The sequence below is a fragment of the Pseudomonas sp. FYR_2 genome (genome assembly GCF_043106425.1).
Lineage (GTDB): Bacteria > Pseudomonadota > Gammaproteobacteria > Pseudomonadales > Pseudomonadaceae > Aquipseudomonas > Aquipseudomonas monteilii.
The window spans coordinates 14,651-38,859 of sequence record NZ_JBICMM010000057.1 but is presented as its reverse complement, the minus strand read 5'-3'; the positions used below and the strand labels follow the sequence as shown (position 1 = coordinate 38,859).

Annotated in this window: 24 protein-coding genes; 15 read left to right on the top strand and 9 right to left on the bottom strand. The window is 62.7% G+C overall.

The genetic code is table 11. The annotated features are described in order from the left end of the window. The first annotated feature begins 5 nt into the window (after positions 1-5). The 6 genes from nuoI to nuoN are packed head-to-tail and all read left to right on the top strand — an operon-like array spanning position 6 to position 6,277. Complete coding sequence (gene nuoI, locus ACF8R4_RS24305) at positions 6-554, top strand: NADH-quinone oxidoreductase subunit NuoI (protein ID WP_016488223.1); 549 nt, start codon at positions 6-8, stop codon at positions 552-554. A gap of 10 nt (positions 555-564) precedes the next feature. Further along, positions 565-1,065 (top strand): NADH-quinone oxidoreductase subunit J, encoded by a 501-nt coding sequence (gene nuoJ / locus ACF8R4_RS24300; RefSeq protein ID WP_060497814.1) that lies wholly within the window; start codon positions 565-567, stop codon positions 1,063-1,065. A gap of 3 nt (positions 1,066-1,068) precedes the next feature. Further along, a complete protein-coding gene (gene nuoK / locus ACF8R4_RS24295; RefSeq protein WP_003251446.1) occupies positions 1,069-1,377 on the top strand; it encodes an NADH-quinone oxidoreductase subunit NuoK in 309 nt (102 codons plus the stop codon). Continuing rightward, entirely contained in the window at positions 1,374-3,227 is a 1,854-nt protein-coding gene (gene nuoL / locus ACF8R4_RS24290; protein ID WP_060497815.1) for an NADH-quinone oxidoreductase subunit L, read from the top strand. The genes nuoK and nuoL overlap by 4 nt, the downstream gene beginning before the upstream one ends. Before the next feature lie 40 nt (positions 3,228-3,267). After that, positions 3,268-4,800 carry an NADH-quinone oxidoreductase subunit M gene (gene nuoM, locus ACF8R4_RS24285; RefSeq protein ID WP_286110702.1) on the top strand — a complete coding sequence of 511 codons (1,533 nt, stop codon included), beginning with the start codon at positions 3,268-3,270 and terminating at the stop codon, positions 4,798-4,800. A gap of 7 nt (positions 4,801-4,807) precedes the next feature. Then, positions 4,808-6,277: an NADH-quinone oxidoreductase subunit NuoN gene (nuoN, locus tag ACF8R4_RS24280; RefSeq protein ID WP_012273301.1), complete on the top strand. Its 1,470-nt coding sequence runs from the start codon at positions 4,808-4,810 to the stop codon at positions 6,275-6,277. A gap of 90 nt (positions 6,278-6,367) precedes the next feature. On the opposite strand, the gene ACF8R4_RS24275 is transcribed toward nuoN, so the two are convergent. Next, on the bottom strand, positions 6,368-6,631 hold the full coding sequence (locus tag ACF8R4_RS24275; RefSeq protein ID WP_082426343.1) for an ogr/Delta-like zinc finger family protein: 264 nt from the start codon (positions 6,629-6,631) through the stop codon (positions 6,368-6,370). A gap of 179 nt (positions 6,632-6,810) precedes the next feature. Here ACF8R4_RS24275 and ACF8R4_RS24270 point away from each other — a divergent pair, with 179 nt between their 5' ends. After that, positions 6,811-7,203, top strand: a complete 393-nt coding sequence (locus ACF8R4_RS24270) for a helix-turn-helix domain-containing protein (RefSeq protein WP_060497817.1) — start codon at positions 6,811-6,813, stop codon at positions 7,201-7,203. Here the strand turns inward: ACF8R4_RS24270 and ACF8R4_RS24265 are convergent. The 3 genes from ACF8R4_RS24265 to ACF8R4_RS24255 are packed head-to-tail and all read right to left on the bottom strand — an operon-like array spanning position 7,200 to position 8,163. Beyond that, positions 7,200-7,562, bottom strand: coding sequence for a hypothetical protein (locus tag ACF8R4_RS24265; RefSeq protein ID WP_392493627.1), 363 nt, complete (start codon positions 7,560-7,562; stop codon positions 7,200-7,202). The genes ACF8R4_RS24270 and ACF8R4_RS24265 overlap by 4 nt on opposite strands. After that, complete coding sequence (locus ACF8R4_RS24260) at positions 7,555-7,902, bottom strand: head completion/stabilization protein (protein WP_392493625.1); 348 nt, start codon at positions 7,900-7,902, stop codon at positions 7,555-7,557. Before ACF8R4_RS24260 ends, ACF8R4_RS24265 begins: the two co-directional genes overlap by 8 nt. Positions 7,903-7,914: 12 nt before the next feature. Then, a complete protein-coding gene (locus ACF8R4_RS24255) occupies positions 7,915-8,163 on the bottom strand; it encodes a helix-turn-helix domain-containing protein (protein WP_060497820.1) in 249 nt (82 codons plus the stop codon). 220 nt (positions 8,164-8,383) lie between these two features. Here ACF8R4_RS24255 and ACF8R4_RS24250 point away from each other — a divergent pair, with 220 nt between their 5' ends. Continuing rightward, positions 8,384-10,450, top strand: coding sequence for a TonB-dependent receptor family protein (locus tag ACF8R4_RS24250; RefSeq protein WP_392493624.1), 2,067 nt, complete (start codon positions 8,384-8,386; stop codon positions 10,448-10,450). A 53-nt stretch (positions 10,451-10,503) separates the two neighbouring features. On the opposite strand, the gene chrR is transcribed toward ACF8R4_RS24250, so the two are convergent. Beyond that, positions 10,504-11,064, bottom strand: coding sequence for a class I chromate reductase ChrR (gene chrR, locus ACF8R4_RS24245; protein WP_104834297.1), 561 nt, complete (start codon positions 11,062-11,064; stop codon positions 10,504-10,506). A 157-nt stretch (positions 11,065-11,221) separates the two neighbouring features. Between chrR and ACF8R4_RS24240 the strand changes: the two genes are divergently transcribed. Next, complete coding sequence (locus ACF8R4_RS24240) at positions 11,222-11,440, top strand: hypothetical protein (protein WP_016488235.1); 219 nt, start codon at positions 11,222-11,224, stop codon at positions 11,438-11,440. On the opposite strand, the gene ACF8R4_RS24235 is transcribed toward ACF8R4_RS24240, so the two are convergent. The 4 genes from ACF8R4_RS24235 to ACF8R4_RS24220 all read right to left on the bottom strand — a co-directional run bounded on the left by ACF8R4_RS24235 (position 11,424) and on the right by ACF8R4_RS24220 (position 15,890). Then, complete coding sequence (locus tag ACF8R4_RS24235) at positions 11,424-13,673, bottom strand: Orn/Lys/Arg decarboxylase N-terminal domain-containing protein (protein ID WP_104835430.1); 2,250 nt, start codon at positions 13,671-13,673, stop codon at positions 11,424-11,426. The genes ACF8R4_RS24240 and ACF8R4_RS24235 overlap by 17 nt on opposite strands. A 173-nt stretch (positions 13,674-13,846) precedes the next feature. Next, a complete protein-coding gene (gene dnaQ / locus ACF8R4_RS24230) occupies positions 13,847-14,605 on the bottom strand; it encodes a DNA polymerase III subunit epsilon (RefSeq protein ID WP_060497823.1) in 759 nt (252 codons plus the stop codon). A 51-nt stretch (positions 14,606-14,656) separates the two neighbouring features. Beyond that, positions 14,657-15,103, bottom strand: coding sequence for a ribonuclease HI (gene rnhA, locus ACF8R4_RS24225; protein ID WP_060497824.1), 447 nt, complete (start codon positions 15,101-15,103; stop codon positions 14,657-14,659). Positions 15,104-15,116: 13 nt separating this feature from the next. Beyond that, complete coding sequence (locus ACF8R4_RS24220; RefSeq protein ID WP_016711610.1) at positions 15,117-15,890, bottom strand: class I SAM-dependent methyltransferase; 774 nt, start codon at positions 15,888-15,890, stop codon at positions 15,117-15,119. A gap of 85 nt (positions 15,891-15,975) precedes the next feature. Here ACF8R4_RS24220 and gloB point away from each other — a divergent pair, with 85 nt between their 5' ends. The 6 genes from gloB to ACF8R4_RS24190 all read left to right on the top strand — a co-directional run bounded on the left by gloB (position 15,976) and on the right by ACF8R4_RS24190 (position 24,209). Then, the gene (gene gloB / locus ACF8R4_RS24215) at positions 15,976-16,755 is read left to right on the top strand and encodes a hydroxyacylglutathione hydrolase (protein WP_060497825.1); all 780 of its coding nucleotides are present in this window, start codon (positions 15,976-15,978) and stop codon (positions 16,753-16,755) included. A 100-nt stretch (positions 16,756-16,855) separates the two neighbouring features. Then, complete coding sequence (locus tag ACF8R4_RS24210; protein ID WP_060497826.1) at positions 16,856-18,286, top strand: lytic transglycosylase domain-containing protein; 1,431 nt, start codon at positions 16,856-16,858, stop codon at positions 18,284-18,286. Between the two features lie 165 nt (positions 18,287-18,451). Continuing rightward, the gene (locus ACF8R4_RS24205) at positions 18,452-20,281 is read left to right on the top strand and encodes an extracellular solute-binding protein (protein WP_200928651.1); all 1,830 of its coding nucleotides are present in this window, start codon (positions 18,452-18,454) and stop codon (positions 20,279-20,281) included. Beyond that, complete coding sequence (locus ACF8R4_RS24200; RefSeq protein ID WP_392493622.1) at positions 20,278-22,113, top strand: extracellular solute-binding protein; 1,836 nt, start codon at positions 20,278-20,280, stop codon at positions 22,111-22,113. Before ACF8R4_RS24205 ends, ACF8R4_RS24200 begins: the two co-directional genes overlap by 4 nt. 1 nt (position 22,114) lies before the next feature. After that, complete coding sequence (locus ACF8R4_RS24195) at positions 22,115-23,188, top strand: microcin C ABC transporter permease YejB (RefSeq protein ID WP_027608722.1); 1,074 nt, start codon at positions 22,115-22,117, stop codon at positions 23,186-23,188. A gap of 1 nt (position 23,189) precedes the next feature. Continuing rightward, positions 23,190-24,209 (top strand): ABC transporter permease, encoded by a 1,020-nt coding sequence (locus tag ACF8R4_RS24190; RefSeq protein WP_016711616.1) that lies wholly within the window; start codon positions 23,190-23,192, stop codon positions 24,207-24,209.

Sequence of the window (24,209 nt, the reverse complement as noted above, 5' to 3'; positions counted from 1 at the left end):
GACCCATGTTCAAGTATATCGGCGACATCGTTAAGGGCACCGGCACACAGCTGCGCAGCCTGGCCATGGTGTTCTCCCACGGGTTCCGCAAGCGCGACACCCTGCAATACCCCGAAGAACCCGTGTACCTGCCGCCGCGCTACCGCGGCCGTATCGTCCTCACCCGCGACCCCGATGGCGAGGAGCGCTGCGTAGCGTGCAACCTCTGCGCGGTGGCCTGCCCGGTTGGCTGCATCTCGCTGCAGAAAGCCGAGACCGAGGACGGTCGTTGGTACCCGGAATTCTTCCGCATCAACTTCTCGCGTTGCATTTTCTGCGGCCTGTGTGAAGAAGCGTGCCCGACCACCGCGATCCAGCTGACGCCGGATTTCGAAATGGCCGAGTTCAAGCGTCAGGACCTGGTGTACGAGAAAGAAGATCTGCTGATCTCCGGCCCCGGCAAGAACCCTGACTACAACTTCTACCGTGTTGCGGGTATGGCCATCGCTGGCAAGCCGAAAGGCGCTGCGCAGAACGAAGCCGAGCCGATCAACGTGAAGAGCTTGCTCCCATAAGGACAGAAAGATGGAATTCGCTTTCTACTTCGCATCCGGGATCGCCGTGGTCTCCACCCTTCGGGTGGTGACCGGTACCAACCCCGTGCACGCCTTGCTTTACCTGATCATTTCGCTGATTTCCGTGGCCATGATCTTCTTCTCCCTGGGTGCGCCGTTCGCCGGCGCCCTGGAAGTGATCGCCTACGCCGGCGCCATCATGGTGCTGTTCGTGTTCGTGGTGATGATGCTCAACCTGGGGCCGGCTTCGGTCGCCCAGGAACGGGGCTGGCTCAAGCCCGGCATCTGGGTCGGGCCAGTGATCCTCGGCGCCCTGCTACTGGCAGAGCTGCTGTACGTGCTGTTCGCCACCCCGAGCGGCGCTGGCATCAGCGGTACCACCGTGGGCCCGAAAGCAGTGGGTATCAGCCTGTTCGGCCCTTACCTGCTGGTGGTCGAACTGGCGTCGATGCTGCTGCTGGCTGCAGCCGTCACCGCCTTCCACCTGGGCCGCAACGAGGCGAAGGAGTAAATCATGGGTGCTATCCCTCTCGAGCACGGTCTGGCAGTCGCCGGCATCCTGTTCTGCTTAGGTCTGGTTGGCCTGATGGTCCGCCGCAACATCCTCTTCGTGCTCATGAGCCTGGAAGTCATGATGAACGCCTCTGCCCTGGCGTTCGTCGTCGCCGGTGCCCGTTGGGTCCAGCCCGACGGCCAGGTGATGTTCATTCTGGTGATCAGCCTGGCAGCCGCCGAGGCCAGTATTGGCCTGGCCATCCTGCTGCAACTGTATCGCCGCTTCCACACTCTCGACATCGATGCTGCCAGTGAGATGCGCGGATGAACCTTCTCTTCCTGACTTTCGTCTTCCCCCTCGTCGGCTTCCTGCTGCTGTCGTTCTCGCGCGGGCGGTTCTCGGAGAACCTGTCCGCCCTGATCGGCGTCGGCTCGGTGGGCCTTTCGGCGGCCACCGCCGCCTACGTCATCTGGCAATTCAACGTCGCCCCGCCTGAAGGCGGCGCGTACAGCCAGCTGCTGTGGCAGTGGATGTCGGTGGACGGCTTTGCGCCGAACTTCACCCTGTACCTGGATGGCCTGTCGGTCACCATGCTGGGCGTGGTCACTGGCGTGGGCTTCCTGATCCACCTGTTCGCCTCCTGGTACATGCGTGGCGAAGCCGGCTACTCGCGCTTCTTCTCGTACACCAACCTGTTCATCGCCAGCATGCTGTTCCTGATCCTGGGCGATAACCTGCTGTTCATCTACTTCGGCTGGGAAGGCGTGGGCCTGTGCTCGTACCTGTTGATCGGTTTCTACTACAGCAACCGCAACAACGGTAACGCGGCACTCAAGGCCTTCATCGTCACCCGTATCGGCGACGTGTTCATGGCCATTGGCCTGTTCATCCTGTTCGCCCAGCTGGGTACCTTGAACGTGCAGGAACTGCTGGTGCTGGCACCGCAGAAGTTCCAGGCGGGCGACACCTGGATGGTGTTGGCAACCCTGATGCTGCTGGGCGGTGCGGTCGGTAAATCGGCCCAGCTGCCACTGCAGACCTGGCTGGCCGACGCGATGGCAGGCCCGACCCCGGTTTCGGCGCTGATCCACGCCGCGACCATGGTGACCGCAGGCGTGTACCTGATCGCCCGCACCAACGGCCTGTTCCTGCTGGCGCCGGACATCCTGCACCTGGTAGGCGTTGTCGGTGGTGTGACCCTGGTGCTGGCCGGCTTCGCCGCGCTGGTACAGACCGACATCAAGCGTATCCTCGCCTACTCGACCATGAGCCAGATCGGCTACATGTTCCTGGCCCTGGGCGTCGGTGCCTGGGACGCGGCGATCTTCCACCTGATGACCCACGCCTTCTTCAAGGCCCTGCTGTTCCTTGCCTCCGGTGCGGTGATCGTTGCCTGCCACCACGAGCAGAACATCTTCAAGATGGGCGGCCTGTGGAAGAAACTGCCGCTGGCCTACGCCAGCTTCGTGGTAGGTGGCGCTGCCCTGGCTGCACTGCCGATCGTGACCGTGGGCTTCTACTCCAAGGACGAGATCCTCTGGGAAGCCTTCGCCAGCGGCAACACCGGCCTGCTGTACGCCGGCCTGGTGGGTGCGTTCATGACCTCGCTGTACACCTTCCGCTTGATCTTCATCGCCTTCCACGGCGAAGCCAAGACCGAAGCCCACGCCGGCCATGGCATCAGCCACTGGCTGCCACTGGGCGTGCTGATCGTGCTGTCGACCGCCGTCGGTGCCTTGATTCACCCGCCGCTGGCAGGCGTGCTGCCTGAAAGCGCCGGCCATGCCGGTGGCGAAGCCAAGCACGCGCTGGAGATCACGTCGGGTGCCATCGCCATCGCCGGTATCCTGCTGTCGGCCCTGCTGTTCCTGGGCAAGCGCACCTTCGTCAGCGCAGTTGCCAACAGCGGCATCGGCCGCGTCCTGTCGGCCTGGTGGTTCGCCGCCTGGGGCTTCGACTGGATCTACGACAAGCTCTTCGTCAAACCGTACCTGCTGATCAGCCACATCCTGCGCAAGGACCCGGTTGACCGCAGCATCGGCCTGATCCCTCGCATGGCGCGTGGCGGCCACGTCGCCATGAGCAAGACCGAGACAGGCCAACTGCGCTGGTACACCGCCTCTATCGCCGTGGGTGCCGTGCTGGTGCTCGGCGCTGTGGTAGTGGCTGCGGTATGACTATGAATCTTGCGACTTTGCCAAAGGAAACCAACCCGTCATGATTTTGCCTTGGCTGATCCTGATCCCCTTCATCGGCGGCTTCCTGTGCTGGCTGGGTGAGCGCTTCGGCGCCACCCTGCCGCGCTGGATCGCGCTGCTGACCATGTCCCTGCTGCTCGGCATCGGCCTGTGGCTGTGGGGCACCGGCGACTACACCCTCGCCCCCGCTCCGGGCGCCGAACCTGCCTGGGCCGTGGAATACAAAATCCAGTGGATCCAGCGCTTCGGCATCAGCATCCACCTGGCCCTCGACGGCCTGTCGCTGCTGATGATCCTGCTCACCGGCCTGCTCGGTGTGCTGTCGGTACTGTGTTCCTGGAAAGAAATCCAGCGCCACGTCGGCTTCTTCCACCTCAACCTGATGTGGATTCTCGGCGGCGTGGTCGGTGTGTTCCTGGCCCTGGACCTGTTCCTGTTCTTCTTCTTCTGGGAAATGATGCTGGTGCCGATGTACTTCCTCATCGCGCTCTGGGGTCACAGCTCGGCGGACGGCAAGAAAACCCGGATCTACGCGGCGACCAAGTTCTTCATCTTCACTCAGGCCAGCGGCCTGATCATGCTGGTGGCGATCCTGGGCCTGGTGCTGGTCAACTACAACACCACCGGCGTGCTCACCTTCAACTACAGCGACCTGCTCAAGACCGAGCTGCCAGCCGGTGTCGAGTACGTGCTGATGCTGGGCTTCTTCATCGCCTTCGCGGTGAAGCTGCCAGTGGTGCCGTTCCACTCCTGGCTGCCTGACGCTCACGCCCAGGCACCGACCGCAGGCTCCGTGGACCTGGCGGGTATCTTGCTGAAGACTGCGGCCTACGGCCTGCTGCGCTTTGCACTGCCGCTGTTCCCGAACGCCTCGGCAGAGTTCGCGCCCATCGCCATGACCCTGGGCCTGATCGGTATCTTCTACGGTGCCTTCCTGGCCTTCGCACAAACCGACATCAAGCGCCTGATCGCCTTCTCCAGCGTCTCGCACATGGGCTTCGTGCTGATCGGCATCTACTCCGGCAGCCAGCAGGCCCTGCAAGGCGCGGTGATCCAGATGCTGGCCCACGGCCTGTCGGCTGCCGCGCTGTTCATCCTGTCCGGCCAGCTGTATGAGCGCCTGCACACCCGCGACATGCGCCAGATGGGCGGCCTGTGGCACCGCATCGCCTATCTGCCGGCCATCAGCCTGTTCTTCGCGGCGGCATCGCTGGGCCTGCCAGGTACCGGCAACTTCGTCGGCGAGTTCCTGATCCTGATCGGCAGCTTCGTGCATGTCCCGTGGATCACCGTGATCGCCACCACCGGCCTGGTCTTCGGTTCGGTGTACTCGCTGATCATGATCCACCGCGCCTACTTCGGCCCGGCTAAGTCCGACACCGTGCTGGCCGGCATGGACGGTCGCGAGCTGGTCATGGTGCTGGGCCTGGCGGTGTTGCTGATCCTGCTGGGCGTGTATCCGCAGCCGTTCCTCGACACCTCTGCCGCCACCATGAGTGGTGTGCAGCAGTGGCTCGGTTCCGCTTTCACTCAACTCGCTTCGGCCCGGTAAGAGCGCTATGGAATTCACCACTCAACACTTTATCGCATTGGCGCCGATGCTGATCACCACCATCACCACGGTGGTGGTGATGCTGGCGATCGCCTGGAAGCGCAACCACTCGCAGACCTTCCTGCTGTCCACCGTGGGCCTGAACCTGGCCCTGCTGTCGATCCTGCCGGCGCTGAAGGTTGCGCCACTGGCGGTCACCCCGCTGATCACCATCGACAAGTTCGCCTGTCTCTACATGGCGATCATTCTGGTGGCGACGCTGGCTTGCGTCACCCTGGCCCACGCCTACCTGGGCGAAGGGTCCAAGGGCTTCCCGGGGAACCGTGAAGAACTGTACCTGCTGCTGCTGATGTCGGCCTTGGGTGGCCTGGTGCTGGTCAGCGCCAACCACCTGGCCGGCCTGTTCATCGGCCTGGAGCTGCTGTCGGTACCGGTCTACGGCCTGGTGGCGTATGCCTTCTTCAACAAGCGGTCACTGGAAGCCGGCATCAAGTACATGGTGCTGTCGGCTGCCGGTTCCGCCTTCCTGCTGTTCGGCATGGCCCTGCTGTACGCCGATGCCGGTAGCCTGAGCTTCGACCAGATCGGCAAGGCCCTGGCTACCACCAGCATGCCAAGCCTGGTGGCCCAACTGGGCCTGGGCATGATGCTGGTCGGCCTGGCCTTCAAGCTGTCGCTGGTGCCGTTCCACCTGTGGACCCCGGACGTGTACGAAGGCGCCCCGGCGCCGGTCGCCGCGTTCCTGGCCACCGCCAGCAAGGTGGCGGTATTCGCCGTGGTGGTGCGCCTGTTCATGCTCTCCCCTGCTGCCAGCAGTGGCGTGCTTAGCACCGTACTGGCAGTGATCGCCGTCGCTTCGATCCTGATCGGTAACCTGCTGGCGCTGACCCAGAGCAACCTCAAACGCCTGCTCGGTTACTCGTCCATCGCCCACTTCGGTTACCTGGTCATTGCCCTGGTCGCCAGCAAGGGCCTGGCCCTGGAAGCCATGGGCGTGTACCTGGTCACCTACGTGATCACCAGCCTGGGCGCCTTCGGTGTCATCACCCTGATGTCCTCGCCATACGGCGGCCGTGACGCCGATGCGCTGTACGAGTACCGCGGCCTGTTCTGGCGCCGTCCGTACCTGACCGCAGTACTGACCGTGATGATGCTGTCGCTGGCGGGTATCCCGCTGACCGCTGGCTTCATCGGCAAGTTCTACATCATTGCCACCGGCGTCGAGTCGCACCTGTGGTGGCTGGTCGGTGCGCTGGTGATCGGTAGCGCCATCGGCGTGTACTATTACCTGCGCGTCATGGTCACCCTGTACCTGGTCGAGCCAAACCTGCGTCGCCACGACGCCCCGCTGAAGTGGGAACAGCGCACCGGTGGCGTCATGCTGCTGGCCATCGCCATTCTCGCCTTCGTGCTGGGTGTGTACCCGCAGCCACTGCTGGAACTGGTTCAGCAAGCCGGCCTGCAACTGATCGGCTGATTACCCCGGCAGTTTTGGCAAGACAAAACACCCCGCCTAGGCGGGGTGTTTTTTTATCTGCACGTTTTATTGCCTGTACCCAACGGCCCCTCACCCAAGCGGGCTACCCTGGCCTGCACCCGGCAAGGCGGCCTTGCGCAAATCACCATTGGCTGAAGGCAGGTAGACTTCCGGGTTGGGCATACCACTCGGGGAGAGTTCGTGGGTCATTTCGAATTCGGCCCGCACTGACCAGCCACACGCCTCGGTGGTGCATTGCAAATAAGCGATCCGCAGGAAAATATGGCGCCCTTCGCTAGTGCGTATACGCATACGGCTGTGGCAATGCGGACAAACCAGCTTGTAAGTACTCACGGCAAATACCTACTAGCATTGACCAGGCAGGCCTGTGTGTAAGTATTGGCTGCAACTATGGGTGTATTCTTCAATTTGGTGGTTCTCATTGCAGAAATGCTCCTTAAAACGCAGGGCTGTATTCATAACGAGTAGTTTAAGCCCATGGAATATCATTAAACCAGTCATGGATATTTGTTATGAGTACTCACGTACTTACCGAGGTGCTCGCACGCCTCAAGCTTCTTACCCGCTCCCAGTCCGACGCCGACCTGTCCCGTGCACTTTCCATCAGCCCGCAAACACTCAGTAGCTGGAAGGTGCGCGACAGCATCCCGTACGCACTTTGCATGGAGATCGCCAGGCAGCATGCATGCTCCCTGGACTGGCTACTGCTCGGTGAAACGGCACAGCGCCCCGGGCACGAATGTGAAGCCGGCTGGGAGGGCGACGTGCTCGAACGCCTGCGCGCACTCTCACCCGACGACCGCCACACCATCCTGTTGCTCATCAAGGACAAGCAACGTATCCAGCAGCTGGAACAACAATTGAGCGAACTGCGCAGCCAGCTACCTCAGGCCACCGGCAGCTAACCCCGGCGGCGCCAGCGCTGTATGAGCTCGCGTGGGTCGAGCGTATCCAGCCAGACCATGACCTTGAGGCTGATGGGGATGACCACCACGGCGGCCACGAATGCCGCCATGCCTCGGGTCAGCAAGGGTGCCAGCGATGAAACCAGCGGCTCGAACAGGTGCCCCACCCCCACGGTCACGAACACCAGCAGCAATTTCTTGCCCAGCGTCAGGCGTCTGGCTGCATCGGTGATCAACCGGTCACGTGCAGCACTCACCAACAAAGCCCCTAGCAAAGCAGCGAACAACACACTGCCATCAACGCCCAACAGTTCGATCAGCGACAAGACCAAGCGGTCGATAAGGGACTCCTCAGGCATGGGTAGCACTCCGACGGGAGGTCGGCAAGTACGCGGTCGAGCCAAGGCTGTACAGGACCGCAGCTTCGACAAAACGGATGTAACACACCCGCAAAGCGCGCCCCTGGTCGTGCCCGGCCACATCCTCAAGGCGCTTGTAACCGCGCTCTCGCAGCACTGCGCGCCAACCCGCGAACTCGCGTGCAGCATCAATGGCGGCGCAACGTGCAGCCACCTCCAGCGCGGTCTCACTGACGGGCCGCAGCACGCTCAGGCGTTCGCGTAGCCTGCCCAGGTCTACCCGGGGCCAGAACGGGTCATGGCTATCGGCATAGCGTGGCATTAAACGTTCGTTGCTCATGCCCCTACCCCCTCACTGCTCAGCCAGCATGCCGTAACGAATGGCCTTGATTACCGCAGCCACCCGGGTAGGCACGTCGAACTTGCGCAGGATGTTGGACACATGGAAGTTCACCGTCGACTCCTTGCAGTCAAGGATCCGGCCTATTTCCCACGAACTTTTGCCGTAGGCGCACCACAACAGCACTTGCCGTTCACGAGGCGTCAGGCGAACCGGGGCGTCCGCCGGGGGTTGCTGCGGGTGTCGTGCGTTGTCAGTCATGCTTGTACTCCACGGGTGATTGAGCGAGGCATCGCTGCCGATCTGCAGTCACCTTACGAAGCGCATACCGCATCGCTCCACTGCTGCGGCTTGTAATGAACTTTCGTACAAAACCGTCTGACGAAGGCTGCACAAGATTTGCTGACTTTCTTCGTGCTCCGGGCGGCATTTCGCTCGTCTCAACGCCGTTGTCCATTCGCCTTTCACCTGGAGTCGTACAATGCGTTCCGATTTACCCCTCTCGTCCTGCCTCGGTTTGCTGGCTGCCTTGACTGCCGCCCAGCCCACCCTGGGGGCATCCTCGGTCGAACTGGGCCAGGTGCTGATCACCGATGAGGAGCAGAACGACTTGACGGCAGCCGGCGAACGCCTGCGTGAAATACCAGGCGCTAGCAACCTGGTGGATATGCAGCGCGTGGGGCAAGGCCGGGTGGCCAGCAACCAGGACGTGCTCGCCTACCAGCCAGGGGTGTTCGCCCAATCTGCGGGCAACGACGGCATCAAGCTGTCGATCCGCGGCTCGGGCATCAACCGCGCGCCAGGTGCCCACGGCTCCGGGGTGTATACAATGTTCGACGGCCTGCCCTTGACCGGCCCGGGCGGCACGCCCTATGAGCTGTTCGAACCGCTGTGGCTAAGCCACGCCGAAGTGCTGCGCGGCGCCAATGGCTTCGACCAAGGCGCCCTGGCGCTCGGCGGCGCCATCAACTACGTCACCCACACCGGCTACGACGCCGCGCCGTTGCAAGTGCGCTATGAGGTCGGCAGCCGTGGCTACCAGCACCGGCATATCAGCTCCGGCCAGGTACTGGGCAACCTCGACTACTACGTGGCCCTGACCGATTCCGAATATGACGGCTACCAGGCACACAGCAGCGGCAGCGCCAAAGGCATCGCCGCCAACATCGGCTACCGCTTCAACCCCAACTTGGAAACCCGCTTTTACCTGCGCTACCGAGAAACCGAAAACGAACTGGCCGGGCGCCTGACCAAGGACCAGATCAAGCACCACCCACGCGTGGCCAACCCGGCCTACCTGGCCCGCGACGACAGCCGCCCGCAACCGAGCAGCACCTGGGTCGCCAACAAGACCACCTTCTACCTCGACGACGATGCGCGCCTGGAAGCCGGGCTGGTCTACCACGACTACCCGATGGACCTGCGTGAAGGCCCGATGCGCCTGAAGGTGGCCTACACCGATGTCAGCGGTACGCTGAACTACTCGCGCCGCGACACCCTGTTCGGCCACGAGAGCAAAACCACCGTCGGCTGGCGTACTACCAAGCACCTGCCCAACAGTGGCGCGTCACAGTTCGCGCGCAGTGGTGACGTGTTCGGTCCACGCACCCGCGACTTCACCTATCAGGGCTCGGACACCGTGCTGCATGCCGGCAACGACCTGGAACTGGCCCCCAACCTGTGGCTGACCACCGGCCTGGCGATGATCTACACCCGCCGCGAGAGTGACGTGACCTACCCTGCCGAAGGCGGCAAGGTAAGCATGCATGACTGGGATTATGCCCCTCGCCTGGGGTTGCGCTACGACGTCCGCCCAGACCTGCAGGTGTACGGCAACCTCAGCCGCTCGGTAGAGCCGCCGCATCCCTGGGCCCTGATCTGGAGTGCGCCCACAGCCAACCAACCGATCGAAATGCAAAACCAGACGGCCACCACACTGGAATTGGGCACACGCGGCGAATCGGCATTCGGGCATTGGGATTTGGCGTGGTACTACTCACAGGTTCGCCATGAATTGTTGGCGGTGGAAATCGTGCAAGGCGCCCCTGCCAAGGAGTTCAACGCCAGCGCCACCGTGCACCAAGGCGTGGAAGCGGGCCTGGACAGTACCCTGTGGGAACGCAGCGGCACCGGCAGGCTCAGCCTGCGCCAGGCCTACACCTTCAGTGACTGCCACTACCGCGATGACGACACGTTCGGTGACAACCGCCTGCCGGGCATCCCCATGCACTACTACCAGGCCGAATTGCGCTATGACTGGCCGAGCGGGTTCTATGCAGGGGTGAATACTCAGATGGCGTCCAAAGTGCAGGTGGACTACGCCAACAGCTACCACGCCGATGAATATGCCTTGCTCGGCGCGCGCCTTGGCTGGGATTCACCGAAGCAGGACTGGCAGACCTGGCTGGATCTACGCAACCTGACCAACAAGCGCTATGCGGCGACGGTATCACCTATCGCCACCGTTACCACTGAAAATGATAAAGCCCGCCTGACACCAGGCGAAGGGTTTGGCGTGTATGCAGGCGTTTCCTACAGCTTCCGCTAAACAGCAGGGGCCGCTACGCGGCCCCAATGAAATCAGCCCCGGATGAGCAGGTATCAAACCGCCCTGTTCAACTTCACCCACGAAGCAAACTTGTCGACAAACGCCTGCAAGAACGGTCGGGTCTTGTCGTTGAGCTTGCCCGAGTCCTCGAACAGGCTTGCTGCGCCGCCGATATAGGCCTCAGGCATCTGCATGCAAGGCATGTCCAGGAACACCAACGACTGACGCACGGCATGGTTGGCACCAAAGCCGCCAATGGCCCCCGGCGACACACTCACCACCGCCGTCGGCTTGCCGCTCCATGCACTTTGCCCGTAGGGTCGCGAGCCCACATCAATGGCATTTTTCAGGCAACCCGGCACCGAGCGGTTGTATTCCGGCGTGACGAACAGCACGGCATCACTGTCGCGGATCTCTTTGCGAAAACGCTCCCACGCCTTGGGCACCGCTTCGGCCTCGACGTCCTCGTTGTACAACGGCAAATCGCCAATCTCGACAATCTTCAGGGCTAGGCTGGACGGCGCCAGCTCCGAAAGTGCGCGGGCGACCTTACGGTTGTAGGACTCCTTGCGCAAGCTGCCGACGACAACCGCTACCGAATACACCTGGCTCATGGCAATTTCCATCCTGTGCTGGGTAAAGGGACGTTGTAGTTATAGATGACCGTTCCTCGGCGCTTCGTTTTTTTTTGTGCAAGGCGAAAACTTCCGCGGTTGTTCCACGGTCTATTCCTGCATACATTTCCTACGCAATTCAGAGGTTTCCACCCAAATGGCAGCAGTAATGGTCGGCCAATTCCACGCCCGTGATGCCGAAGGCCGTATCTACCCCGTGCACGAGTTCCAGGAGTCCACCCTGCAACTGGACGGCAGCACGCTGGGCGCCCCCATCACCACTTACCGTCTGGCCATCGGCGACAAGGTCAACCACCTGGGTGAAAACCGTTTCGAACTGGCACGCTCCGGTGTCGAGATCATTCGCATTCCTTGATGCAGTCCACGGTGTAGCCACCACTCTCGTTCTGCAGGCCATGCACGTCGGCGACAAAACCGGGAAACCCTTGGTTGAACGCCCGGGCAAAGGCCAGGTAGTCGAGTATCGAGCGGGTCGCCTCGGTGAACCGCTCCCCCGGCATGATCAACGGAATGCCAGGCGGGTACGGCACCAGCATGACTGCCGCCACACGCCCCAGCAGTACCTCGATCGGCACCGCCTCCACCTCTCCACGCACCATCTGGTCATAGGCCTGGGCCGGGCTCACGGCCACCTCTGGCAAGCGCGTGAACAGGCGCTTGAGTTGCTTGGCCGTGGCGTTGCTGCGGTAGCAGCCATGCAACTGGTCGCACAGGTCGCGCAGGCCCATCCCCCGGTAGCGTGATGCATCGGCGGCCACCACACTCGGCAAGCAGCTGCTCAGGGCAGTATTGCCATCGTAGTGGCGCTTGAACTCCAGCAACTCGGTCAGCAACGTGCTCCACTTGCCCTTGGTGATGCCCATGGAGAACAACACCAGAAAGCTGTACAGGCCGGTTTTTTCCACCACCAGCCCCCGCTCCCAGAGAAACTTGCTGACCACCACTGCCGGGATACCGTGCTCGTCCAGCACACCACCCGCACTAAGGCCCGGCATCACCAGGGTTACCTTCAGCGGGTCGAGCAGCACGTAGTCGTCCACCACCTCGCCAAAGCCATGCCACTCTGCGCCGGGTTGCAACAACCAGTCCTGCGCTTGCAGATGGTGAATACCTTCAGCGCTCGGCGGCTGCCAGATACTGAACCACCAATCATCTGCGGCAATGTGTTCGCGCAGATTGGCCAGGGCACGGCGAAAGCTCAGTGCCTCGTCGAACATTTCTTGCAGCAGCGAGCGCCCGGACGGCCCTTCCATCATGGTCGAGGCCACGTCCAGCGAAGCAAGGATGCTGTACTGCGGCGAGGTCGATATGTGCATCATGAACGCTTCGTTGAAGCGGTCGCGGTCCAGTTGGCGCCTGGCCCCGTCTTGCACATGAATCATGGAAGCCTGGCTGAACGCCGCCAGCAGCTTGTGGGTGGAATGGGTACTGAACACCAGCGGGCTATCGTCCGCGCAGGCAGTGCCCATGGCATAACGCCCGGTGAAGAAGTCATGAAACGCCGCATAGGCAAACCAGGCCTCGTCGAAGTGCAGCACCTCGACACTGCTGCCCAAGGTCTGCTTGATCAGCCCTGCGTGGTAACACAGGCCGTCATAGGTGGAGTTGGTCACCACCGCCAGCTTGATACGCGGCGCCCGGCCACGGGCGAGCGGGTTGGCCTGGATCTTCGCCTGGATCGCCTCAGGGCTGAACTCGCTGAGCGGGATCGGGCCGATGATGCCCAGTTCGTTACGCTCTGGGCACAAGTACAACGGAATGGCGCCGGTCATGATGATCGCGTGGACCACCGACTTGTGGCAGTTGCGGTCCACCAGCACCAGATCGTCACGGCCGACCATGGCGTGCCAGACGATCTTGTTGGCCGTAGAGGTGCCATTGATGACGAAGAAGGTATGGTCGGCGCCAAAGTTGCGGGCAGCCCTGGCCTCGGCTTCAGCCAAGGGGCCGGTGTGGTCAAGCAGCGACCCCAGCTCCGGCACCGAAACCGACAGATCGGAGCGCAGCGTGTTTTCCCCGAAAAACTGGTGAAAGGCTTGGCCTACCGGGCTTTTATGGTAGGCCACGCCACCACCATGGCCCGGGGTGTGCCAGGAATAGTTGGATTGCGCGGTGTGCTGCACCAGCGCCTTGAAGAAAGGCGGCAACAGGCCATCGAGGTAGGTGTGTGCGGCACGCGCCACCTGGCGGGCAAGAAACGGTACGGTGTCTTCGAACAGGTACAGGATGCCGCGCAGCTGGTTGAGCTCGCTCATGGCCTCGGCAGGGGCGTTTTCCAGGGTGACCTGCTCACCCAGGGCGAAGATCGGCAGGTTGGGTGCACGCAGGCGAGCCAGGCGGATCAGCTCGGCCATGTTCTGCAACAGGTGGGTATTTTCGCCGGCGCCTTCGGCGGCGATCAGCATGCAGGCCAGGCCGTGGTGGGTGGCGGCGACCAGCCGCGCTTCGGCGTGGTCGGCGGCAGCGAGGATGGCAAAGCCGTCCTGGCGCAGTTCCTCGGCAATGCCCCTCACGCGCTCGCCGGCGACGCTGTCAGCCTTGATGGCGCGGTGGACGATGAGGATGGGGAACTTGAGGTCCTTGTACATCAGGTGGCTACCTCCGAAGGACAGGGCGTCCATTTCAGGGTAGTTGAACCTGTGTTTTCAGGGCCGGCCTCTTCGCGGGCACGCCCGCCCCCACAAGAACCCCACTTGCTCAGGCTTTGTGAGATCCCTGTGCGAGCGGGCGTGCCCGCGAAGAGGCCGGTACAGGCTAAGAATCAACCAGCAGGTGTCTCGGTCAAGGCTTGCCACATGGAAGGCCCACCCGACGACTTGGCAATGGCCGCCAGGCGCTCGGCATGCGCCTCCAGCTCTTCGGCACTGGCCATGATCACCCGCCCCGGCGCACGCCCGGTAATCCGGCGGATCTCGCTACCTACAGCCCCCTGCCCGTCACCTTCGGCGTCTGCCCCATGACCAGCCAGCGACAGGCTGGTCTGGCCACCGGTCATCGCCAGGTAGACGTCTGCCAGCAGTTCCGAGTCGAGCAGTGCGCCGTGCAGTTCACGGCCCGAGTTGTCGATATCGTAGCGTTTGCACAACGCATCGAGGCTGTTGCGCTGCCCCGGGTGACGCGAACGTGCCAACAGCAGGGTATCGAGGATGGTGCAATACTGCGAAGCGTCCGCACGGTCGTGCTGGCCGAGCAAGGCGAATTCGTTGTTGATGAAGCCAACGTCGAACGCCGCGTTGTGGATGACCAGGGTAGCGCCCTGGATGAACTCGAAGAACTCCTCAGCTACATCGCCAAAGCGCGGTTTGCCGACCAGGAAGGCATCGGTGATGCCGTGGACGTTGATCGCGCCCTCGTCACTCTCGCGGTCCGGCTGCAGGTAAACGTGGAAGTGCCGCCCGGTCAGGCGCCGGCCGATGACTTCGACACAGCCGATCTCGATGATCCGGTGGCCTTCGCTGACCGGCATACCCGTGGTTTCGGTATCGAGAATGACGAACCGCTTATCTTGCTGCTGCTCCACGCGGGGCGCTCCAACTTGCATCAGTTACAAAGGCGGCAATTGTACCCCAGCTCAACGCTGGGCGCGCACTTCGTCCACGCCACGGTTGGCCAGCTGGTCGGCGCGTTCGTTGCCGGGGTGACCGATATGGCCGCGCACCCACTTCCAGGTCACTTTGTGGCGGTTGACCTGCTCATCCAGTTGCTGCCACAGGTCGGCATTCTTCACCGGCTCCTTGGCCGCCGTCTTCCAGCCGCGCTTCTTCCAGTTGACCATCCACTCGTTGATGCCCTTCATCACGTACTGCGAGTCGGTGGTCAACACCACTTCGCATTCACGCTTCAACGCCATCAACCCCTGGATCGCGGCCATCAGCTCCATGCGATTGTTGGTGGTGTCACGTTCGCCGCCCCACAGTTCCTTCTCGACGCCCTTGTAGATCATCAGGACGCCCCAACCACCCGGGCCGGGGTTGCCCTTGCAGGCACCATCGGTAAACATCTCGACGCTTTCGCTCATGTACCACTCATGTTCAGTGCTTTTCAGTATCAGGGTTCACCGCCGTGCGGTTGACCTTGGCCAGCGGCAGCGGCAGCAACTTGCCCATCGGTTCGCGGCGCTCCGGGCGCAGCGGCCGCAGGCCGACCACCATCTTGCGCGCCACCAGCAGGTACACGCCGCCACCCGAGCTTTGCCAGCCACCTGCCAGCCGTTCCCAGCCCTCCAGGCGTTGCTGCCAGGCCGGTGAGGCAAGCGGCGGACGATAGCACCCGAAGCGGCGTTTCTCCAGCGCGAAGCCCAGCAGGTTGAGCCAGTCCCCCACCCGCGACGGCGAGATGCAGCGGGCCTTGCGCAACGCCCCGTGGCTGAAGAAATGGCGCATGCCCCAGCTGCTCCACGGGTTGATCCCGACAATCAGCAGATGCCCGCCCGGGCGCACGGCGCTGGCGGCCTCGCGCAGCAGGCCATGGGGCGAGAGGCAGAAATCCAGGCCATGTTGCAGCACCACCACGTCGGCAGCATGCTCGCTCAGCGGCCAGGCCTGTTCCTCGCACACAATCTCCACCCCAGGCAGCGGCGCGCCGAGGCGCACGTTGCGCTGCACCTGGGGCGCGCTCGGTGGCGGCTCGGCACAAGGCCCGTAATGCACAAGGTACCCGCCGAAGAAGCGGCCCAGCTCTTCTTCCAGCAGTTTTTCCTCCTCCTTGAGCATCAGCTGGCCGAGTGGGCCGTTGAACCACTCACGGGCCAGGCTGATAAGCTTGACCCAGTCCGGGTCGGCCTGGGCAAAGGCTTGGTCGGTCATTGCGCTCTCCCTCGAAGGTTCTCGCACCGCGCCATCGCGGCTAAGATGCCCTCATGTCCCACGCTAGGCGAATCGGATCCGCACCATGATACAGATCGATGCTCTCCCCGCTTTCTCCGACAACTACATCTGGTTGTTACAGGATACTGCCAAACGCCGCTGCGCGGTGGTCGACCCAGGTGACGCCGGCCCGGTGGAACGCTGGCTGGCGGCCAATCCCGAGTGGGTGCTCAGCGATATCCTGATTACCCACCACCACAACGACCATGTCGGCGGCGTGGAACGGCTCAAGCAACTGACCGATGCGCGTGTCTGCGGCCCGGCCCACGAACGTATCCCCTGCCGCGACCTGGCGCTGGACGAAGGCGATCAGGTTACCGTGCTGGGCGTAACCTTCCAGGTGCTGGCAGTACCCGGCCACACCCTGGGGCATATCGCGTTTTTCAGCGACCAGCCGGCAACGCCCGTGCTGTTCAGCGGCGACACCCTGTTCGCCGCCGGATGCGGTCGCATGTTCGAGGGTACACCCGAACAGATGCAACCCGCCCTCGCCCGGCTAGCGGCGCTGCCGGCGCAAACAGAAGTGTACTGCGCCCACGAATACACCCTCAGCAACCTGCGTTTTGCCAAGGCGGTGGAACCCACCAACCCGCACGTTATAAAGCGGTTCGAGGACGTTACCCGTTTGCGCGCCGACAATCGCATCACCTTGCCATCAACCATTGGCCTGGAACGGCTGACCAACCCCTTCCTGCGCACCTCTGAAACATTAGTTAAACAAAAAGCAGACGAATGGAAGGGACATCCAAACGACTCGCAGGTCACTGTTTTTGCTGCCTTGAGGTCTTGGAAGGACACCTTCTGATAACCGCAAGATATATCGCAAGTGATGGTCAAAGGTTGACCAGGTCCGGAGCGGTTTCTAGAATCGCCGAAATTTTTCGCCCGGATACCTGTGTCAGCCGATGTCTTCCCGTAGCCGCAGAACCTCTCATTCCGTCGCCCTGACGCGCCTGGCCCAAATCAGTGCGCTGGCCCTGGCCGCCACCTTGGTGGGCTGCCAGAGCACCCGTCAGCTCGACGAATCCGAAAGCGTTCGCGCGCACAACTACCAGGCGCGGATCAAGCACAAACCTTCACCGCTGCTGGTCAAGCCGGCCGAGCAGGCACCGCAGGATGTCTGGGAGCGCATGCGCCAGGGCTTCGCGCTGCAGGATGGCATCGACGTCAACCCGCGTATCGAGCAGCAACGCCTGTGGTTCGCCAGCAACCCGAGCTTCATCGAAAGCGCCGGCGAGCGTGGCAGCCTCTACCTGCATTACATTGTCGAGCGCCTTGAAGAGCGCGACATGCCGCTGGAACTGGCGCTGCTGCCAGCCATCGAAAGCGCCTACAACCCGATGGCCTACTCGCGCGCCCACGCGGCGGGCATGTGGCAGTTCATCCCGTCCACCGGCCGCCACTTCAACCTGCGCCAGACCAACTTCTACGACGGTCGTCGCGACGTCACCGCCTCGACCAACGCGGCACTGGACTACCTGTCCCGCCTGCACGACATGTTCAACGGCGACTGGCTGCTGGCTCTGGCCGCCTACAATGCCGGTGAAGGCACGGTCAGCCGCGCCATGGAGCGCAACGAAAAACTCGGCCTGCCAACCGACTACTGGAACCTGCCGCTGCCACAGGAAACCCGCGACTACGTGCCCAAGCTGCTGGCCCTGTCGCAGGTGGTGCTCACCCCTGAAGCCTACGGCGTGAACCTGAACCCGATCGCCAACGAACCCTACTTCGAGGCGGTAGCGATCAACGACCGCCTCGACCTGTCACGGGTGGCAGCCTTTGCCAACATCGACGAAGACGAGCTGATCCAGCTCAACCCTGCCTTCAAGAAGCGCATGACCGTGGACGGCCCGCAACAGTTGCTGGTACCGACCGCCAAGGCGCAACTGCTGAGTGACAGCCTGTCCAACCTCAAGCCCGAGCAACTGGTGAGCCTGCAGCCGAACAAGGCGGTGTTCGCCCGCGCTGTGGCCGAGGCCCAGGCGCCGGTTGCAGCGCGTAGCTACCGGGTGAAGCGTGGCGACAACCTGGGTGCCATCGCCAAGGCCAACCGCGTGTCGGTCAAGGACATCAAACGCTGGAACCGCCTGTCCGGCAACAGCGTGCGCGCCGGCCAGGTACTGGCCCTGCGCGGTGGCAGTGCACCGAGCGCCGCTGGCAACCGGGTGGCGGCATCCGGTAAGCGTTCCACGCAATACAAGGTACGCAAGGGCGACTCGCTGTACCTGGTGGCCAAGCGCTTCAACGTGGAAATGCAGCACCTCAAGCGCTGGAACCCGCGCAGCGGCCACGCCCTCAAGCCAGGCCAGACCCTGACCGTCTACCTCTCGCATTGAAAGCGACAAGCTGAAAAGCTACAAGCGGCAAGAACAAAGCAAATCGCATGCGCCCCGCTTTTTCTTGCAGCTTGAAGCTTGAAGCTTGCAGCTCTCTTTTTCCAACCCCACCAAGCTGTTACTGTACCCCGATCAAAGCCCAACGCCTCTGGATCGGATGCCGACTTGATACGTCCCCTCCTGCTGTCACTCAGCCTGGCCTTGAGCTTTCCCGCAGCCGCGATGGTGAGCGAAAGCCACGGATACGCGCAGTTCGGCACGCTCAAGTACCCAGCCACCTTCACCCATTTCGACTGGGTCAACCCGCAAGCGCCCAAAGGCGGCACCTTGCGGGCCATGGCTTTTGGTACGTTCGATACCCTCAACCCCTACACTTTCAAGGGGTCGAGCCCGATTACCACGCCCAATTTCCAGCAATACGGCATTAGCGAGCTGAACGAGCCACTGATGGTCGGCACCGGCCAGTACGACCCGTCCGGCGACGAGCCGACCTCCAGCTACGGCCTGATCGCCCGCTCGGTGGAGTACAGCGAAGATCGCAGCTGGGTCGTGTTCAACCTGCGCCCGGAAGCCCGCTGGCATGACGGCCAGCCGATCACCTCGGCAGACGTGGCCTTTTCCTACCGCACCCTGCTCAAGGACGGCCACCCGATCTACCGCACCAACCTGCAGGAAGTGCAACGGGTGGACATCCTCGGACCGCTGCGTATCCGCTTCGTGTTCAAGCGCGCCGGCAACCCGCTGCTGATCCTGCGCCTGGGCGAGATGCCGGTGCTGCCCAAGCACTACTGGCAAAAGCGCGATTTCAAGGCGACCACCTTCGAGCCACCGCTGGGCAGCGGCCCCTACCGCATCACCGAAGTTCAGCCCGGCCGCCGGCTGGTGTTCGAGCGGGTGAAGAACTACTGGGGCAAGGACCTGGCAGTCAACCGTGGCAAGTACAACTTCAAGCGCGTGGAGTACGAGTTCTACCGCGACGCCACCGTTGCCTTCGAAGCCTTCAAGGCCGGCGAATTCGACATCTATATCGAGCACCAGGCCAAGAACTGGGCCAACGGCTACAACTTCCCGGCCGTGCGCCGTGGCGAGGTCATCAAGGCCCAGATCCCGCACCAGATCCCGACGCAAACCCAGGGCCTTTTCATGAACAGCCGCCGCGCCACCTTCAGCGACCCACGGGTGCGCCAGGCGCTGGGGCTGATGCTCGACTTCGAGTGGACCAACCGCGCCCTGTTCAGCAGCGCCTACCGTCGCTCGACCAGCTTTTACCCCAACAGCGAGTTCGCCGCCAGCGGCCTGCCCACCGGCAAGGAATGGTTGTTGCTGGCTCCGTTCCGCGACCAGCTGCCGGCCAAGCTGTTCAGCGAACCCTACAAGGTCAGCCAGACCGATGGCCGCGGCATCAGCCGCCAGACCCTGCGCCAGGCCCTGGGCCTGCTTGCCGAGGCCGGCTGGAAGCTCAATGGCCAGCGCCTGGTCGACAGCAAGGGCCAGCAGCTGCGCATGGAACTGCTGCTGGTAAACCCCAACCTTGAACGCATCCTGCAACCTTATGTCGAAAATCTGTCCAGCATCGGCATCGATGCGCGCTTGCGCACCGTGGACCGCGCCCAGTACAAACAACGACTGGACCAGTTCGATTTCGACATGATTCTGATGACCCTGAACCAGACCCTTAGCCCCGGCCTCGAACAGTGGCTGTACTTCCATTCCAGCCAGGCCGCCACCAAGGGCAGCAAGAACTATGCGGGGGTCAGGGACCCGGTGGTCGACCACCTGCTCGACACCCTGCTGGCTGCGCGTACCCGCGACGACCAGATCGCCGCCGCCCGCGCCCTGGACCGTGTGCTTTCATGGCAGTACTACATGATCCCCAACTGGTACCTCGACAATCATCGCCTGGCCTACCGCAACCGGTTCGCCTTCGTCACCACGCCGCCCTACACCCTGGGGCTGAACAGCTGGTGGATCAAGACTTCGGAGAAAGCCCAATGACGCCAACGCACCCACTGCGCCGGCTGGCAGGCAGCCTGTTGCTCGCCTGCCTGAGCCTTCCCGCCCTGGCCGCACCGCAACACGCGCTCACCCTGTATGACGAGCCCCCCAAGTATCCCGCCAACTTCAAGCACTTCGACTACGTCAACCCGGATGCGCCCAAGGGCGGTACCTTCCGCCAGTCCAGCTTCGGCGGCTTCGACAGCCTCAACCCGTTCATCAACAAAGGCGTGTCGGCCGAGAACATCAGCATCATCTACGACACCCTGATGCGCCAGAGCCAGGACGAGCCGTTCACCGAATACGGCCTGGTGGCCGGCAAGATCGAAAAGGCCCCCGACAACAGCTGGGTGCGCTTCTACCTGCGCCCCGAAGCGCGCTTCCACGACGGCCACCCGATGCGTGCCGAAGACGTGGTATTCACCTTCAACGCGTTGATCAAGGACGGTGCGCCGCTGTACCGCCAGTACTATGCCGACGTCGCCGAGGTGGTCGCCGAAGACCCGCTCAAGGTGCTGTTCACGTTCAAGCACAAGGGTAACCGCGAGCTGCCGCTGATTCTCGGCCAACTGCCAGTGCTGCCCAAGCACTGGTACGCAAACCGCGACTTCAACCGCGGCAACCTGGAAATCCCGCTGGGCAGCGGGCCGTACAAGGTCGCCGATGTAAAAGCCGGGCGCTCGGTGCGCTACGAGCGGGTCAAGGATTACTGGGCCAAGGACCTGCCGATCAACCGCGGGTTCTATAACTTCGATGCCATGACGTTCGACGCCTACCGCGACACCACTGTCGCGCTGGAAGCACTCAAGGCCGGGGCGTTCGACTACGCGCTGGAGGTCAGTGCAAAAAACTGGGCCACCGCTTACAACGTGCCCGCCGTGCGCGACGGCCGCCTGATCAAGGAAGAGCTGCCCAACGGCAACCCCACCGGCATGCAAGGTTTCATTTTCAATATCCGCCGCCCGGTGTTCCAGGACATACGCGTGCGCCAGGCCCTGAGCCTGCTGCTGGACTACGAGTGGACCAACAAACAGCTGTTCAACGGCGCCTACACCCGCACCGGCAGCTACTTCGACAACTCGGAAATGGCCGCCCAGGGCCTGCCCAGCGCCAGCGAGTTGAAGATCCTCGAACCGCTGCGTGGCAAAGTCCCCGAACAGGTCTTCACCGAGGCCTTCAAGAACCCGGTCAGCGATGGCAGCGGCATGATCCGCGAGCAACAGCGCCAGGCCTACAAGCTGCTTCAGGAAGCCGGTTGGAAAATCGTCGACGACAAGATGGTCGACGCGCAGGGTAAACCGGTCAGCATCGAGTTCCTGCTGGCACAAACCGAGTTCGAACGCATCCTGCTGCCGTTCAAGCGTAACCTTGCCGACCTCGGCATCGACCTGAACATCCGTCGGGTCGACGTTTCCCAGTACATCACCCGCCTGCGTTCGCGTGACTACGACATGATCGTTGGCGGCTACCCGCAGTCCAACTCGCCGGGCAACGAGCAGCGCGAGTTCTGGTCCAGCGCCGCCGCCGACAACCCCGGCAGCCGCAACTTCATCGGCCTGCGCGACCCGGCTATCGACCAACTGGTGGAAGAGCTGATCAACGCCGATTCGCGCCAGAGCCTGGTCGACCACTGCCGCGCCCTCGACCGGGTGCTGCTGTGGGGCTACTACGTGATCCCCAACTGGCACATCAAGACCTGGCGCGTGGCCTACTGGAACCACATCGGCCACCCGGATGTTTCGCCCAAGTACGACATCGGGATCGATACCTGGTGGATCAAGCCCGGGGTAACCCCGACGGTCAGCGAAGCCCCTGCGGACGAGGCCAACTAAGATGCTGGCCTACATCCTGCGCCGCCTGCTGCTGATCATCCCGACCCTGTTCGGCATCCTGATCATCAACTTCATCATCGTCCAGGCCGCCCCCGGCGGCCCGGTCGAGCAGATGATCGCCAAGCTCGAAGGTTTCGAAGGCGCCACCAGCCGCATTGCCGGTGGCGGTGCCGAAGTCTCCGTGGCCGGCTCCAACTACCGCGGCGCCCAGGGCCTGGACCCGGCGCTGATCGCCGAAATCGAGCGCATGTACGGCTTCGACAAGTCGCCGCCCGAACGCTTGTGGATCATGATCAAGAACTACGCCCGGCTGGACTTCGGCGACAGCTTCTTCCGCGATGCCAAGGTCGTCGACCTGATTATCGAGAAAATGCCCGTGTCGATCTCGCTGGGGCTGTGGAGCACGCTGATCATGTACCTGATCTCGATCCCGCTGGGCATCGCCAAGGCGGTCCGCCACGGCAGCCACTTCGACGTGTGGACCAGCTCGGCAATCATCGTCGGCTACGCCATCCCGGCGTTCCTGTTCGCCATCCTGCTGATCGTGCTGTTCGCCGGCGGCAGCTATTTCGACTGGTTCCCGCTGCGCGGCCTCACCTCCAACAATTTCGACGAGCTGAGCACCACCGGCAAGGTGCTGGACTACTTCTGGCACCTGGTGCTGCCGATCACCGCACTGGTCATCGGCAACTTCGCCACCATGACCCTGCTGACCAAAAACAGCTTCCTCGACGAGATCAACAAACAATACGTGGTCACCGCCAAGGCCAAAGGCCTGAGCCGGCCACGGGTGCTGTATGGCCACGTGTTCCGCAATGCCATGCTGTTGGTGATCGCCGGCTTCCCTTCGGCGTTCATCGGCATCTTCTTCACCGGCTCCTTGCTGATCGAGGTGATCTTCAGCCTCGACGGCCTGGGGCTTATGAGTTTCGAAGCGGCCATCAACCGCGACTACCCGGTGGTCTTCGGCACCCTGTTCATCTTCACCCTGCTGGGGCTGGTGGTGAAACTGATCGGCGACCTGACCTACACCCTGGTCGATCCACGCATCGACTTCGCCAGCCGGGAGCACTGACATGGCCTTGTCCCCCCTCAACCGCCGGCGCTTCGAGCGCTTCAAGGCCAACCGCCGTGGCTGGTGGTCGCTGTGGCTGTTCCTGATCCTGTTCGGCCTGAGCCTGGGCGCCGAGCTGATCGCCAACGACAAGCCAATTGCCGTGCGCTACGACGGCGAGTGGTACTTCCCGGCGTTCAAGCGCTACCCGGAAACCACCTTCGGCGGCGAGTTCCCGCTGGAAGCCAACTACAAGAGCCCCTACATCCGCGAGCTGCTGGAAAAGAAAGACAGCTTCGTGCTGTGGGCGCCCATCCCGTTCAGCTACCAGAGCATCAACTACGACCTGCGCGTGCCCGCGCCGGCACCGCCCTCGGCGGACAACTGGCTGGGCACCGACGACCAGGGCCGCGACGTACTGGCGCGGGTGATCTACGGCTTCCGCATTTCGGTGCTGTTTGCCCTCACCCTGACCGTGGCCAGCTCCATCGTCGGCGTCATTGCCGGCGCTTTGCAGGGCTTTTATGGCGGCTGGGTCGACCTGGCCGGGCAACGTTTTCTGGAGATCTGGTCCGGCCTGCCAGTGCTGTACCTGTTGATCATCCTGGCGAGCTTCGTGCAGCCCAATTTCTGGTGGTTGTTGGGCATCATGCTGCTGTTCTCGTGGATGAGCCTGGTGGACGTGGTACGCGCCGAGTTCCTGCGCGGGCGCAACCTGGAATACGTGCGCGCCGCCCGCGCCTTAGGCATGCGCAACGGCGCGATCATGTACCGGCACATCCTGCCCAACGCCATGATCTCGACCATGACCTTCATGCCGTTCATCCTCACCGGGGCCATCGGCACCCTCACCGCCCTGGACTTCCTCGGCTTCGGCCTGCCCGCCGGTTCGCCATCGCTGGGCGAACTGGTGGCCCAGGGCAAGTCCAACCTGCAGGCGCCGTGGCTGGGCATCAGCGCCTTTGCCGTGCTGGCGCTGATGCTGAGCCTGCTGGTGTTCATCGGCGAATCCGCCCGCGATGCCTTCGACCCGAGGAAGTGA